The following is a 13,849-nucleotide window of genomic DNA, read 5'->3' as shown; positions in this document are numbered from 1 at the left end:
TAAAATGTATTTTTGCAATATATTTTTATCTTTCGATGAATAAATTACTGATTTTTTCGCTGTTTTTAGCACTTTCTCCGTTCATGGCAAAATGCCAGACGTACAAGGCCCCGACAAGTACCAACAAAACATACCTGGCCACCATCAAAGGGATCACTTACACCTACCAGAACGGTATCATCACGGTGAAGAACAACGGCCAGTACAATATCGGCGTTCTGCGTATTTCAGCAACATCTACCGGGGACAAAGAACTATATGGCGTAGCCCTTTTCGAAGATGGGCTGGACAAGGGGCAAACGCTAAAAACCACGGTATATTTCACCCGTGGCCTTGATAATGAAAAGGAAATTCCGCTGAAAGAAATCAATGCCCAAAAACTGGAGTTTTCGATTACCATGGCTACCCGGGCCCAATAGCCATCCTAACGGCTGCCGGCCGATACCGGCGATTTGCCCCACGCTTCCTGGTAAAACAGGATATTCTTCCAACGAACGCCGGAAGACCGGATGTAACGGAGCCATTCGCTGTCACCGGCGGCCCTGACGGTTTTAATGCCAAAGAGCGCGGCGCCCTGCACATCATCCAGGAACAAAGCGTAACGGCTGTCGGGCTGCTCAAATCTGAACGAACTTTCCGAAATGGTAAGCCCTTCCACATGACGGGCCCATAGTCCGTACGAAGGCTGTACTTTGAGGTTAGACACATTATACTGCCCTACTCCCAGTTCCGGCGGCCGCTGCGCCGTATCGGCCAGGGGATGCCCGCCTTTGTCCGTGATATGCACATCGTTAAACACCACATTGCGGATATAGCCGGTATGACGGCCATCCGGCAGCGTAAAATCCAGTCCGCCTTCCACCGCCCCCGCCGCGGGCAGCGCATAACCGGCGATGATGGAAGTGGCGCGGTGCTGCGATCCGTCGAATGGCTTCCAGCGGCTACCATTACCAAAAGAGCTGCCCCCGTAAACTTCTGAAATATCAATGCTGTTGATCACGATGTTTTCCACCTGTCCGATATTCACATTTTGCACCAGCAACTCCGTCCGCTTCCGGCCCTCTTCCACGAAAGTATATTGCCCCACCGTTGCCCCCAGCACGCGGCCCCTGTTGGAAATGGAGATAAAGAAAGGCGCCGTGGTGCGCATCATGCGGGACCGCTGGTTCACCGGACCGGTATGTCCGCAGTTGAGATGAATATCTTTCACCCGTCCGCCGTCGTTGGTGGAAATAGAAAACCCAGCCTTATTGGCGCCCAGGACATAAATGTTGTCCACACAGATGTCCATGATGTCGTCCGCCGTTTCGGAGCCTATCTGGAAAAGGTTACAGTTGGTATCCCCGATCACGTTGCGCACCCGGTAATGCCGCGCCGGACGGGTAAATCCCAGTGAGCAGTCAGATCCCGGTTTCACGATATCGTCTGAACTGACGCGGGAATAAATATTCCGCACCGTTACCTGGTTACACGCCATAAAATCATAAATATCCCGCACGTTGGCCTGGTCCATTTTGCCAAAGTAAGTGTCATGTACAAAAAGTGTATCCGTGCCCGTGGCCAGCAGCACAAAATGACCTGCACGATCTATCTGCAACATGTTGCTGTCATCATACGAGGGCAGACCACCTTTATCCACATAATAAGGGACGTCTTTCACGGAATCATACCAGAGGTCATGGTCCCGGTGGAGACCACCGATTTCCACGTTGGTGCATAGTTTCAGCGAAAACATCTTATCTGCCCGTTTGTCGGGAGCGTTGTTCATCACCTTGTCACTGGTAACGAGGTGGCCGTTGCCCGTAATGCGTCCGTTGCCGATAATTTTAATGTTATCGAGCCGTTCTCCGAAGAACATGGCGTTGTGGAAGTAGTGATGCCCTACGTCCTGCTTGGTGAGGTAGTTTTCCGGGTCTTCGTAAGGACCGCGATCTGTTGGTGAAAGGCCGGAGCGATAGGCCCTGTCGCTGAACCAGGTGGTTTCCGGGGCGTCGGCACCTTTCCCCGCACGGATAACGGCCTCTTTGCTGATATATAGGTATACGTTGCTTAGCAGGTGTACGGTGCGTACGTTGTAGACGCCTTCGCTGAATAATAAAGTGCCGCCGCCGATGTTGTGCATAAAACGGATCGCTTCATTGATACCGGCGGTATGATCGGCGGTGTCATTACCGTGTACGCCAAACATCCGTACATCGAGCATGCCGGTATAATCACCGGCGATGTTGGAGCTGCCGCGATGGACGCCGTCTTTCACCAGCAGCCGGAAATGATATAGCTTGTCACGGCGCAGACCGGTGATGAACGCCGTGCCATGCGCTGCGTCTATGCTCGCTTTGGCGGCTGACCAGTGCCTGCCGGTGTCTGTAGAGTATTCCATAGTCACCTTGCCGGCGGTGACCGGCGTCCAGCGGAACTGCACCTGCGTATAGTCATGGGGTAATTCATGATACGGTTTATCTTTTACCACTACCCTTTTAAAATCTGCAATGGTGTTGGTCACCCAGAGGTCCGCAGTTTCCCCTGCCAGCCCCGAGCTGGCCAGCACCGCCGGCTGCGAGGTGGTGCTGGTAGCGTTTATAAAATATCTTCCGCTGTCGTTCAGCATAACATCCTGTATCACCAGCACCAGGTCGGGCCCATTGGCCGGGCGCAGGTCCAGGTGACGCAAGGTAAGCGTGGTGCTTCCATCTGCGGCCTTTTCAATAACGGCTTCGCCCACACGCTTATAGGAGTAGCGGGTACCTGTGCGGCCGATGGACTGGCCGGGCAGGTCCCTGAGCAGCACGGCGCCGCGGCCGATCACGTTGACCGTTGTATTTTCCGGGGTGATCGTGATGCCTGCCGGGAAATGTATCGTTACAGTAGCATCCGGGCTCCGCTGGCCGGCGGTGTAGTGAAGCGTAATGGTATTTTTCACCTGTGCCGTGACCACCGGTCGCAACAGCTCCAGTTTCCCCGTGAGGGCGCGTTGCTCCGGGAGCAGGTAGTAGATGGTGCTACCCCTTGGATTAGTGAGGATAAGACGATCCCCTGCCTGGATAACGCCCGTATCTTTGGGGTTGCCGTCTGCAGTCGTCACCTGGCGGCGCTGCACCGCTACATTGGTTTGCAGTTCGGCCAACAGGTGCGCTACCGTGGTGGCTGTACTGACCAGGCCTTCATCTGCTTTGGTATCTACCGTATAGGCAACAGTGCTGCCTGTGACTACTTTGATCGTGTCTGCAACGATGGAGGCGATATGCGGGGATGCCGGCCCGGCCTGCGCACGCGGCAGCGGTAAGGGAATGGCCCTCATGGCGGAAGCCGGAATTTTTACCGGCAGCCCGGCGGGCAACGCTTTCGCCGTTCCTGCAAGTAAGATGACCAGTAACAGGATGAATATGTTTTTCATAACGGAAGGGAATAAGGCTTAAATTACGCAATCGATTGAAATTATTATAGTCCGGTGAAAAATTTGTTGTTGGGCCAACCCTGAAGCGTGTTTCCAACACCGGGTACGCCCCTCTCTCAACGGCCCCGGTTATCTTTCGTTATCCTGAACGGTGAAGCGATTGCTATTATCGTCCTGAAATCCCAGCCATCTACTTTTTAGGATAATACGGAATATTCAGACCGAGAACAATATTATGTTCTGCTACCTGCCGGCCGTCTTTCAGCTGCACCTTTACGACGCCACTGCCACCGCGGTTTTCAGGAGGATATTTCCTGAAATGAGCTACCAGCAACGTATCCCCTTCGAAATTAATTTCATCGGTGTAATACTCATTAGCAACAGCAGGCTCTTTGACAGATAAATGAATATGCGCTGGCAACATATCCTTCGGGTAAGGGGCTGGCCGGATCGTTTTGATAGCGTATTTTCCATCCGGGCCGGTTTTTACCCATCCGCGGATATGCCCGTGGCGTTTCACCCGTTCATCCATTCCCGGAGCGGGAGAATAATATCCATCATTGTCGGTATGCCAATAGTAGATAACGACATCTTTTGCCGGCGTTCTTCCGTCCTGCTGAAAGACCGTCCCGGTCACCATCAGCTGCTGCCCTTCTTCATTCCAACCGGGGCTTGTATCAACAGCATTTATTTTTTGGGGCATGCCGATATACATCAATTCACAACCATCACAGCCCCCACCGACGATTTTTTGTACCGGCCGGTCATTTGTCTGCCCATTGCAACTCATGAAGAGCGCGCAGCCAATCAAAGTAACTTTGCAAAAAAAGGATCTTTCCATCTTTGAACTTTTTCACAAAGATTACCAGACAAACCTCTGATTTTCAAACCTAATATGGTAAGCTGAGTTTATTTTACCGTATGCTGAGTCCATCTTTCCAACTTTGATTTAAAGGCCTTCGCATAATTGCGGCTTGCCCTTACCACAGCACCATCGGAAAGGAAGACATCATAATCTCCGTTTTGCCGGGATTGATAGGAAGTTATCTTCTGAAGGTTAACAATATGAGATTTATGTATTCTCACAAACTGTATTTCATCCAACCGGCTTTCCAGGGACTTCAGTGTTTCCGCATACAGGTAGTTACCGGATAAATGATGGATGGTTACATAAGGGGAACAGGCCGTAAAACAAAAAATATCGTTGACCGCCAGTACCTGTTTCTGATGATGATGGTCCGCCACGATAAGCGCATGAAGGTAACTTGTGCTGCTGGCTGCCTCCCGGACAGTTGGCGGGGAAACCACTTTTTTACGTAGTATCGTTAACATCAACAGCAAAAACCCATAGACAATGACCGATTTCAGGAAATAAGCAGACAGTCCGAATTGAAAAGTCTGCCCAAAGGAAAAAGTGTGGTAGTAGAACATTTTTGACAGTACCCACACCAGTGCCGGGTAGGCCAACAGGTGAAAAGCAATGGCGCCGCCTGTAAAGGCAAATTTCAATCCCACCTTTTCCGTTCTTTCTATCAGCCACCACAACGCCGGCAACAAAGGCAAAAACATCACCCAGTAGACGCTGAACAACAGCGATTCCGACATGTAAAAGGCACGCTCCAGGTACCAGGAATACCAATAGTCCAACAACACATTCGCGACGATCATCCCCAACGTACAGATGGAGACGGCAAACATTAACCGCTGTTTATTGCGTAAATTCTGATATGCGTATTGAATTGTCAATGTGTGATATTTTGGTTATCTCCATTTACTTCCGGGACCCGGACGGGAACCTGATTGAAGTGAGCAACTACCTGGCGTAACTATACATCCAGCTGTCGCTGGAACTCCTCCAGGAACAGCCCCACATGATAGCCATCCATCAGCGCATGATGCACATGTAGCGATACCGGCATCGTCATTTTACCGTCGTTATCGGTCATCTTACCGAAGGAGATCTTCGGGCAGCTGTCCGGGAAAGTAAAGCTGCGGGCATGGGACAACCCGGTAAAATTGATCCAGGGCATGGAAGAACAATGCACTACGTTTTCACCGGATACGGCGGGTATAAGACCGCTGCTGCTTTGCACCTTCTCTGTTTCCACGCGCGCTGTCGCTGCGAAGGTTTCAAAATCCGCATGGTAAGGGAAGTAAGCAAAACCAAAAGTGCCGTCCGGCCGGTTGATGGTCGGAGAAGGATCAATATGGTCGTATACCCATACCTGTTTGTCGATGATACGGTAACGAAAAGGTTCCGTAAGGTTCATCGCTACCATGGCCTTATGCAGGTAGTATAAGAAAAAGGAATATCCACGCGCCTTGGATACGTAGTAAGCCCGGGTACAATCCACATTTACGCATACGCCGAAAAAAGGCTCCTCGAACTGGCTAAAAAAATGATAATGGTCTTTTCTGGCCCAGGTATTAATGTCCAGCAGCTGTTTCATGACAATAGCCTCGGCAGGATCGCCGAAATGTTTTCAAATGAATAAAATCTTTCGTCTTTCACCTCTCCTTCCACCACTTCATGCGCCCATACGGTATGATAAGGAATATGAATAGCGTGGCCGCCAATCGCCAGTACCGGCAATATATCCGATTTGATGGAGTTGCCGATCATGAGAAATGCTTCCGGTGAGCAATCCAGATGCCGCAGCAGTTTACGGTAGTCTTTTTCCTGTTTATCGCTCATAATTTCGATATGATGGAAATAGTGAGCCAGGCCGGACTTGTTGAGTTTCCGCTCCTGGTCCAGCAGATCGCCTTTAGTAGCGACCACCAGCCGGTATTTGCCTTTGAGGGTATCAAGTACTTCCTTTACACCGTCCAGCAGTTCGATGTCTTTGGCCAGCTGCTCCTTGCCGTATTCCAGCACTTTGGCGATCAGCGCGGGACTGGCGTTGTTTTCCGTCACTCGCAGAATAGTTTCTATCATGGCCAGCATGAACGCTTTTACGCCGTAACCGTACAGCGGCAGGTTCTGCATCTCTGTTTTAAATAATTCCTGCGCCACGGTATGATGGGGCAAATAGTCTTCCAGGAGACCGCAGAATTTGTTTTCTACCTCCCTGAAATAGGGTTCATTGACCCATAATGTATCATCCGCATCGAAGGCGATGGTTTGTATGCCTCTCATAAATTCTGAAAATTTCTGTAAAATTAATAGCTTCAACTGCGAAAAAACGGGACATTTGTCCCAGCTCACCATGATACATACCAATCGCGCTATTTTAACATTCATTGAAAACCAGCTGACGGAAACCGAAAAGAAGGACCGGGTATTTCTGCAGACCTGGCCCGCGGGCGGCCACCTGCTCAAACAGGGGCAGGGGAATAAATATGTCTTTGTGCAACAGACGGGGCTTTCCAAAGTGCATATCACGGAAGACAACGGGAAAGATTTTATCGTCCAGTTTTTGGGCGAAGGGGAACTGCTGGGAGAGATAGAAGTCATTCAGAAGACACTTAACCTGACCACGGTGACTGCCCTGACGGAGGTGACCGCATGGTGTATCACCACGGATTATTTTGCTTACCTCATCACGCATAACGCGGAGCTGAACCGGCTCCTGTTACTGTCCCTCGCGCACCGGCTGAATCAGACCTCCGCCCGGGCCTCCTATCAGCAGGTCTACCCTGCTGAGTACGCTATACTGAAGTTATTATCTGTCCTCGCTACACAGCAAACCAATTTTGCCAAGAAAGACCTGGCAGACTACCTGGGGGTATCGGTGAGAAGTTTTAACCGTTCCCTTAAGCAACTGCGGGAAAGAAGTATCGTCCATCCCGATAGTTTCGATCTGTATATTGACCGGGATGTATTTGAGCGGTTAATGCGGGAATACGGGGAGTAGCATAACTTTCTTTAACAGCCTTGAAATACCGGCAGACGCTGACACCGCAGCGCCGGGTGTAAGCCCGGGAAGCCAACATAAAAAACCCCGGGTATTCCCCGGGGCGAAACACTGATTATAACGGGATATCAGTTTTCAGAAAGTGCTGGAGGGCATGTCCGGCAAAACCGCGAAAGGCTATCCCAACAAAGGTGTCAGTATTTATCCATCAGCTGTTTCAATGTTGATACTATTTCGGGATACTTCCCTGCCACGTTATGTTTTTCGCTGTTGTCCAGTGTCAGGTTATACAATTCCACTTCCGGTGTTTTGTCTTTTTCTACAGTGGCGATACGCAGTTTCCAATCACCCTGTCGCACCCCTTCCAGTTTCCCGACCGCACTCAGGTAAAACAGCGGCCTTTCTGGCAGCCGGGGCTGGCGGCCGGTAATGTGTCCCCAGCAATTGACGCCTTCGAGGTTGGCCGGCAGCGGCTGCGTATAGCCGGTAGCGGTAGCCAGCGTCGGTAAGATATCATTGATGATAAAAGGCTGGTCTCCTTCGGTAGCGGCAGGGATACGGCCTGGCGCCCAGGCAATAAACGGCATACGGTGCCCCCCTTCGTAGGTATTGGCCTTGCCCCCGCGGAAAGGCCCGGTGGAACCGTGGTCCCACGGTTTTACAATATCACGCTGCAACATGCGGTCGGGCATGGCATTCCATGGTCCGTTATCGCTGGTGAACATCACAATGGTGTTTTTATCCAGTTTCAGCGTGCGTAGTAAAGCGATGATTTTTCCGATGCAGGCATCCTGCTGTTCAATGACATCTCCGTATAACCCAGCCCGTGATTTGCCGGCCCACTCCCGGGGAACCGCCAGCGGTGCATGCGGCATCGGGAAAGGCAGATACAGGAAAAACGGCTGATTGCTGCGGCTGGCGCGTTGAATATAAGCCAGCGCGCTATCGGTATACCAGCCCATCAGCTTACTGTAGTCCGGCTTTTCAATGACACGGGTATTATCATGGAAGACAGCCAGCGTAGTATCTGTGTTGACAAAAGGCGACTGATAATCGTGGCTGTACAGCATTCCGAAGAAATGATCGAAGCCATGCGACAGCGGCCGGCTATTGGCTTTGTCACCAAGATGCCATTTACCGATCATCATCGTCTGATAGTGGTTGGCCTTAAACATTTTGGCGAGGGTAAAAATACTGTCTGCCAGCGCGTGACGGTCGCCGGGCGCCACGGCATAGGGCATGTTCACTTTATCGGGATATCGGCCGGTAAGCAGCGACGCCCTGCTGGGCGTACAGGAAGGCGCAGACACCATGAATCCGGTACTGTGGAACCCTTCTTTCGCCAGGCGGTCCAGCTGCGGGGTACGGATCTGTGGGCTGCCGTAGCAGCTGAGATCACCATACCCCATATCATCGGCGAGGATAAAGATCACATTCGGCTTGCGCTGCTGCGCACTGAGCTGTAAGGACAGCAACGCAGGCAGCAGCCATAAAAGATTTTTCTTCATTGTTGTTGACTGTTTCGTACTGCGAATTACAAATTTTACGATGGAATTTTCGAAGAAATTATCCACGGAGGAAACTGGCCAGGTAAGGCGCGGTACGGCTGCCTTTCGCTTTGGCCACGGCAGCAGGCGTGCCGGCAGCCACAATATGACCGCCCTCCTCGCCCGCGCCGGGACCGATATCTATCACCCAGTCACTGGCGGAGACCACCCGCATTTCATGCTCCACCACGATGACAGTATTGCCGGCGACCACCAGTCCTTCCAGCTGGGCCACCAGTTTCTCCGTATCCGATGGATGCAGCCCCGTGGTAGGCTCGTCAAGCACATACAGGGTATCGCCACGCCCCATCCGCTGCAGCTCTGTGGCCAGTTTAATACGCTGCGCTTCACCTCCTGACAGCTGCGTGGCCGGTTGGCCGAGCCGCAGATAGCCCAGTCCCACTTCCCGCAGCACACTCAGCGAGCGATGTATTTTCGGATCATCTGCAAAGAAGCCGTAAGCCGCATCCACCGTCAGCTCCAGCACTTCCGCGATGTTCTTCTCCTTATAGGTGATCTCCAGTGTTTTGGCATTGTACCGCGCACCATGACAGGTGGGACAGGGGGCATATACACTGGGCAGGAATAACAGTTCCACCATCACAAAACCTTCGCCCTGGCATGTTTCACAGCGTCCTTTGGCGACATTGAAAGAAAACCGGCCGGCGTCATATTTCCGGGCACGGGCGGCTTTGGTGTCGGCAAACAGTTTCCGTACATGATCAAACAATCCCGTATAGGTGGCGAGGTTAGAGCGGGGGGTACGGCCTATCGGCTTCTGGTCAACCTGCACCAGCCTTTTGATATGTTCCATCCCGGCCGTAATGCGGCCGTCCAGCGTGGCGGGGGCCGGCTGTTCCAGTCCTTCTCCCTCTTCCCCTTCGGTGGGCAGCTCCATCCCCAGTTGCGCCGCTACCAGTTCCACCAGCACCTGGCTGACGAGACTGGATTTACCGGAGCCGGAAATGCCGGTCACCGTTGTCATACAGCCCAGCGGAAACGTGGCATCGAGCTGATGTAGATTGTTCCGGGTCACCCCTTCCAGTTGCAGCCACCGGGTGGGCTTACGGGGCTGGCGGGGTTTTACGGGTGCTTCCGCAAAGAGAAACTCCCGGGTGCGGGAAGCTTTTACCGCCGCCAGGCCGGCGGTGGGGCCGCTATACAGGATATGCCCTCCGTGCTCGCCGGCAGCGGGTCCTACGTCCACGATCCAGTCGGCATGACGGATCACGTCCAGGTCATGCTCTACTACAAAGAGGGAGTTGCCCGAAGCTTTCAGCCTTTCGAGTGCGCGGAGCAGCGCTGCGGTATCTGCCGGATGCAGACCGGCAGAAGGTTCGTCCAGCACATACACCACGCCGAACAGGTTGGAACGTACCTGTGTGGCCAGCCTCAGACGCTGCAGCTCACCAGGCGATAAGGTAGGTGTGCTCCGCTCCAGTAGCAGGTATCCCAGCCCGAGGTCCAGCAGTACTTCCAGCCGGCCTACCAGGTCGGCGGCAATACGCCGGGCTACGATCGCCCTTTCGGGATGGTCTGTATGGTGATTCACTTTTCCCTCTGCATAGGGCCGCATCAGCTCCGTAAGGCGCGAGAGCGGCAGGCGGGCGATCTCGCCGATGTCCAGGCCGGCAAAGGTGACCGACAAAGAGGCGGGCTGCAGCCGTTTACCATGACAGGTAGGACATTCCGCGCTTTCCATGTATTGGGATACCCGCTTCTTCATGGAAGCGCTTTCCGTATTGGCAAAGGTGTGCAATACATAGCGGCGGGCGCCGGAGAAGGTGCCCATATAGGAAGGTTCTACTTTCTGTTTGATAGCCTGTTTTACTTCCGCGTGCGTGAAACCCGGATATACCGGCACCACAGGTTGTTCTTCTGTGAACAGTATCCAGTCGCGGTCTTTTTGAGGCAGCTCTTTCCACGGCCTGTCCACGTCGTAGCCGAGGGTGATGAGGATGTCCCGCAGGTTCTGGCCATACCAGGCGGTAGGCCAGGAGGCGATAGCACGCTCCCGGATGGTAAGCGTATCGTCCGGCACCATAGAGCGCTCTGTGACCTCATACACCCTGCCCAGGCCGTAGCATTGCGGACAGGCTCCTGCCGGCGTGTTGGGCGAGAATGCCTCTGCTTCCAGGTGAGGCTGCCCCTTGGGGTAATGGCCCGCACGGGAATACAGCATACGCAACAGGTTAGACAATGTGGTCACACTCCCTACGGACGACCGTGTGGTAGGAAGTCCCCGTTGCTGCTGCAGCGCCACCGCCGGCGGCAGCCCGGTGATTTCGTCTACCTCCGGTACCGACATCTGGTGAAACAGCCGGCGCGCATAGGGTGATACCGATTCCAGGTAACGGCGCTGTGCTTCCGCGTAAAGCGTTCCAAAGGCCAGCGACGATTTGCCGGATCCCGATACGCCGGTGAATACTACCAGTGCATCTCTTGGAATATCAAGGTCTACATTTTTGAGGTTATGCTCGCGTGCCCCGCGCACACGCAAAAATCCTTTGTGTTCTGGTGAGACAGGGTTCCCTGTTGTTTTTTGCATGCTTTCGGCGCACAAAGACTGTGCCCGCCGTTGCTATTCAACAAAAAATACACACTAAATAAATTTCAAATATTTATATCCCGCAAGAGCACTCATAAAAAGGGCATCCCTGTTCCGGGATGCCCTCTCTTTAAATAAACACCATTATCGCTTCAGTACTACCCTCCCTGTATGGACTTCATTTCTATTGTTTCTGATCTCAATAAAATAGATCCCGTCAGAGAGCCGCGGAGAAATCGAAAAATTGTTACCCGTCAATACTTCCCGCTGCACTTCCACACCATGAACATTCCTGAGAATAAGCACGCTTCCGGGAAGCAATTTGTCAATATTTAACCTTACCATACCAGCACTGGGATTGGGGAATAATTCCAGTGTATGTCTTAGCGGCGTTTTCTGCAGCGTCTGCGCCTGCTCCGTACACTGGTTCACAATCACGGTCACGGGCGTACGTACAGGGTATTCACACCCATAACCTCCCGCGGCATAATACACGGTCGTAGTTTGCGGGCTCACCTTATAATCGCTGCCGGTATACAACCTGCTTCCGCCGGAAGGCACGTTATACCAGCGGATACGGGACTGTGTATAAATCGGGTCAAATGCATGCAGTACCACGCTGTCGCCACTGCAAACGAACACGGTGTCTGTCGTTACCCTGGGCTGGGCAGCATAGCCGTCTGTATTCATACGGCGGTAAACAGAATCAGACCTGCATCCTGTTACGGAATCGACTGCCTGTACCCATATATCTATTGCTGCGGGTATAGGTGTCGGGTATCCCGGAATAAAAAAGGTGTCCGTGTGCGGAACAAAGTAAGCAGTATCCAGCAACAGCTGCGTGGTATACCTGAACTTCACCCTCACCCGGTAACTGTACCCAGGTTGATAATTCTGTACTTTTAATTTAGTAGCGCCACAGGTCATGCCCTGTGGTACGGTGTAAACGGGGTCCGGCAGCTTGCGTACATTCACCGTTACTTTAGTACGTTGCAGGTATTCGCAATGGTAGCCGGGCACTACATAATAATGAGTCGTGTCCAGCGGCCCTACCTTGAAATATTTTCCTCTGTGCAACTCCACTCCGCCCGTGGGCACACTATACCATCGTATATTCAGGAGGGGATTGGTTTCCTGCCCATGGCCATAGGCATAGAGCGTAACGCTGTCTCCTTTACAAATAGTCACATTCACCGGTACTGCATCCGCGTAGGTGCCGTGCGCACCCAGAATCATTGTCTGCATCACCGTATCTGACCGGCATCCTGTGATTTTGTTGACAGCCTGTATGTAAAGGTTGACGGTAACATTCAGGTAAGCGTTCAGGTCCCGGACAACCACCGTATCTCCATTCATCACGGTATAGGATGAATCCAGCAATAGCCCGTCGATCCCCGTATATACGGTACGTACGTTATAATAAACATCCGGCGTATAGTTGTCGATTCCTACGCCTGTTGTATTGCAGACAATACTCGGCGTTACGGAGAACACCGGGTTAGCAGGCTTCGGATGTACGATCACGGTTACCTTTTTACGTGTGCTGGTACATCCGTTCAGCGCGGCTTCGGCATAGTAGTCTGTCGTTGTAACGGGACTTACTTTATAGGTAGCGCCGGTATAAAGCGGCGCCCCACCCGCGGGCGTATTATACCATCGCACTGTCGTTCCGGCCGGCGCCACAGCCGCGAGGGATGCAGTATCACCGCTACAGAGATTAACAGTGTCGGGCAATAACGGAGACAGTAGCGCAGGCTTACGATAGGCATAATACACCTGGAAAGCATTCAGCAGTCCTATGAGGCTGCTGGACAAAGAGACCTTTACCCGGTCGAAAGACGCGGCAGGCTTTAAGATGATTTCCCCCCGATTGTTGCCCCATGGCCTGAAATTGCTGCTGTCCACCACATGTCCGTCGTTATTGGGAACGACGCCATTCAGGGTCGCAACGGTAACACCTCCTACCAGGTTTAACGACAGGATGCCATTACCACTGCCAACGCCAATCACCAGTGAATCGCAGCCGGCAGTACCGCCAGCCGGGAAATTGAGTGTCTGGTGTACAGAAACGCCCAGCAACCCCACGCTGATGTTGAAAGTGGAATAATCGTTCAGGTTACCGTTCACCGCATTGTCCGGATTGGAGACCCCACACAACAGGCACAAGCCGGTCACGCCATTGGTCTGGCTGTTGGCGTAAGTCTGCGCCCTGGCGCTATAAGCAAATAAGCAGATGAAGAAAAGGCTGAGGTACAATAGTTTTTTAAAAGTGTAAAATTCGGATAGCATAATGGTTAAACGTTAGAGGGTTATAAAAAGAGGAATAAACGCGTTTTCACGGATATATCAGAACAGGGCTTTAGCTTAACAGTACCTACCAATAATGAAAATACCCACACCGGCTACAAATAAGACCGCAGTGCAGCAAGGAAAGGAGGTTTAAACATGACGCTTACCATAAAAAAATCACATGTTCATATAATAAACATTGATCTTATCCTGT

General features: G+C 52.3%; 10 protein-coding genes. 2 read left to right on the top strand and 8 right to left on the bottom strand.

Going from position 1 to position 13,849, the window contains the following annotated elements:
• The first annotated feature begins 35 nt into the window (after window positions 1-35).
• Window positions 36-419: a hypothetical protein gene (locus tag B5D63_RS04490; RefSeq protein WP_078667545.1), complete on the top strand. Its 384-nt coding sequence runs from the start codon at window positions 36-38 to the stop codon at window positions 417-419.
• A 5-nt stretch (window positions 420-424) separates the two neighbouring features.
• Here the strand turns inward: B5D63_RS04490 and B5D63_RS04485 are convergent, their stop codons facing one another.
• The 5 genes from B5D63_RS04485 to B5D63_RS04465 form a co-directional block, all read right to left on the bottom strand.
• The gene (locus B5D63_RS04485) at window positions 425-3,394 is read right to left on the bottom strand and encodes an endopygalactorunase (RefSeq protein WP_078667544.1); all 2,970 of its coding nucleotides are present in this window, start codon (window positions 3,392-3,394) and stop codon (window positions 425-427) included.
• Window positions 3,395-3,584: 190 nt separating this feature from the next.
• Window positions 3,585-4,097, bottom strand: coding sequence for a dioxygenase family protein (locus B5D63_RS04480; RefSeq protein WP_200816913.1), 513 nt, complete (start codon window positions 4,095-4,097; stop codon window positions 3,585-3,587).
• A 206-nt stretch (window positions 4,098-4,303) separates the two neighbouring features.
• A complete protein-coding gene (locus tag B5D63_RS04475) occupies window positions 4,304-5,092 on the bottom strand; it encodes a LytTR family DNA-binding domain-containing protein (RefSeq protein WP_200816912.1) in 789 nt (262 codons plus the stop codon).
• A gap of 128 nt (window positions 5,093-5,220) precedes the next feature.
• Window positions 5,221-5,844, bottom strand: a complete 624-nt coding sequence (locus B5D63_RS04470) for a chloramphenicol acetyltransferase (protein ID WP_078667542.1) — start codon at window positions 5,842-5,844, stop codon at window positions 5,221-5,223.
• Window positions 5,841-6,533, bottom strand: a complete 693-nt coding sequence (locus tag B5D63_RS04465; RefSeq protein ID WP_078668540.1) for an HAD family hydrolase — start codon at window positions 6,531-6,533, stop codon at window positions 5,841-5,843. Before B5D63_RS04465 ends, B5D63_RS04470 begins: the two co-directional genes overlap by 4 nt.
• Before the next feature lie 55 nt (window positions 6,534-6,588).
• On the opposite strand from B5D63_RS04465, the gene B5D63_RS04460 reads away from it, so the two are divergent.
• Window positions 6,589-7,251 carry a Crp/Fnr family transcriptional regulator gene (locus B5D63_RS04460; RefSeq protein WP_159455883.1) on the top strand — a complete coding sequence of 221 codons (663 nt, stop codon included), beginning with the start codon at window positions 6,589-6,591 and terminating at the stop codon, window positions 7,249-7,251.
• A gap of 194 nt (window positions 7,252-7,445) precedes the next feature.
• Here B5D63_RS04460 and B5D63_RS04455 read toward each other — a convergent pair whose 3' ends face one another.
• The 3 genes from B5D63_RS04455 to B5D63_RS04445 form a co-directional block, all read right to left on the bottom strand.
• The gene (locus B5D63_RS04455) at window positions 7,446-8,759 is read right to left on the bottom strand and encodes a sulfatase-like hydrolase/transferase (protein ID WP_078667540.1); all 1,314 of its coding nucleotides are present in this window, start codon (window positions 8,757-8,759) and stop codon (window positions 7,446-7,448) included.
• 58 nt (window positions 8,760-8,817) lie between these two features.
• Complete coding sequence (gene uvrA, locus B5D63_RS04450; RefSeq protein ID WP_078667539.1) at window positions 8,818-11,346, bottom strand: excinuclease ABC subunit UvrA; 2,529 nt, start codon at window positions 11,344-11,346, stop codon at window positions 8,818-8,820.
• Window positions 11,347-11,490: 144 nt separating this feature from the next.
• Window positions 11,491-13,635, bottom strand: coding sequence for an Ig-like domain-containing protein (locus B5D63_RS04445; RefSeq protein WP_078667538.1), 2,145 nt, complete (start codon window positions 13,633-13,635; stop codon window positions 11,491-11,493).
• Window positions 13,636-13,849 lie beyond the last annotated feature (214 nt).

It is taken from the genome of Chitinophaga eiseniae (assembly GCF_900167135.1).
Classification (GTDB): Bacteria; Bacteroidota; Bacteroidia; order Chitinophagales; family Chitinophagaceae; genus Chitinophaga; species Chitinophaga eiseniae.
This window is presented reverse-complemented; position numbering and strand designations above follow the sequence as displayed.

Bases quoted from the DNA above. Each gene is read 5' to 3' on its own strand.
- B5D63_RS04490 (WP_078667545.1), top strand. From the start codon at position 36: ATGAATAAATTACTGATTTTTTCGCTGTTTTTAGCACTTTCTCCGTTC.
- B5D63_RS04445 (WP_078667538.1), bottom strand. From the start codon at position 13,635: ATGCTATCCGAATTTTACACTTTTAAAAAACTATTGTACCTCAGCCTT.
- B5D63_RS04465 (WP_078668540.1), bottom strand. From the start codon at position 6,533: ATGAGAGGCATACAAACCATCGCCTTCGATGCGGATGATACATTATGG.
- B5D63_RS04480 (WP_200816913.1), bottom strand. From the start codon at position 4,097: ATGCCCCAAAAAATAAATGCTGTTGATACAAGCCCCGGTTGGAATGAA.
- uvrA (WP_078667539.1), bottom strand. From the start codon at position 11,346: ATGCAAAAAACAACAGGGAACCCTGTCTCACCAGAACACAAAGGATTT.
- B5D63_RS04485 (WP_078667544.1), bottom strand. From the start codon at position 3,394: ATGAAAAACATATTCATCCTGTTACTGGTCATCTTACTTGCAGGAACG.
- B5D63_RS04475 (WP_200816912.1), bottom strand. From the start codon at position 5,092: ATGTTTGCCGTCTCCATCTGTACGTTGGGGATGATCGTCGCGAATGTG.
- B5D63_RS04455 (WP_078667540.1), bottom strand. From the start codon at position 8,759: ATGAAGAAAAATCTTTTATGGCTGCTGCCTGCGTTGCTGTCCTTACAG.
- B5D63_RS04470 (WP_078667542.1), bottom strand. From the start codon at position 5,844: ATGAAACAGCTGCTGGACATTAATACCTGGGCCAGAAAAGACCATTAT.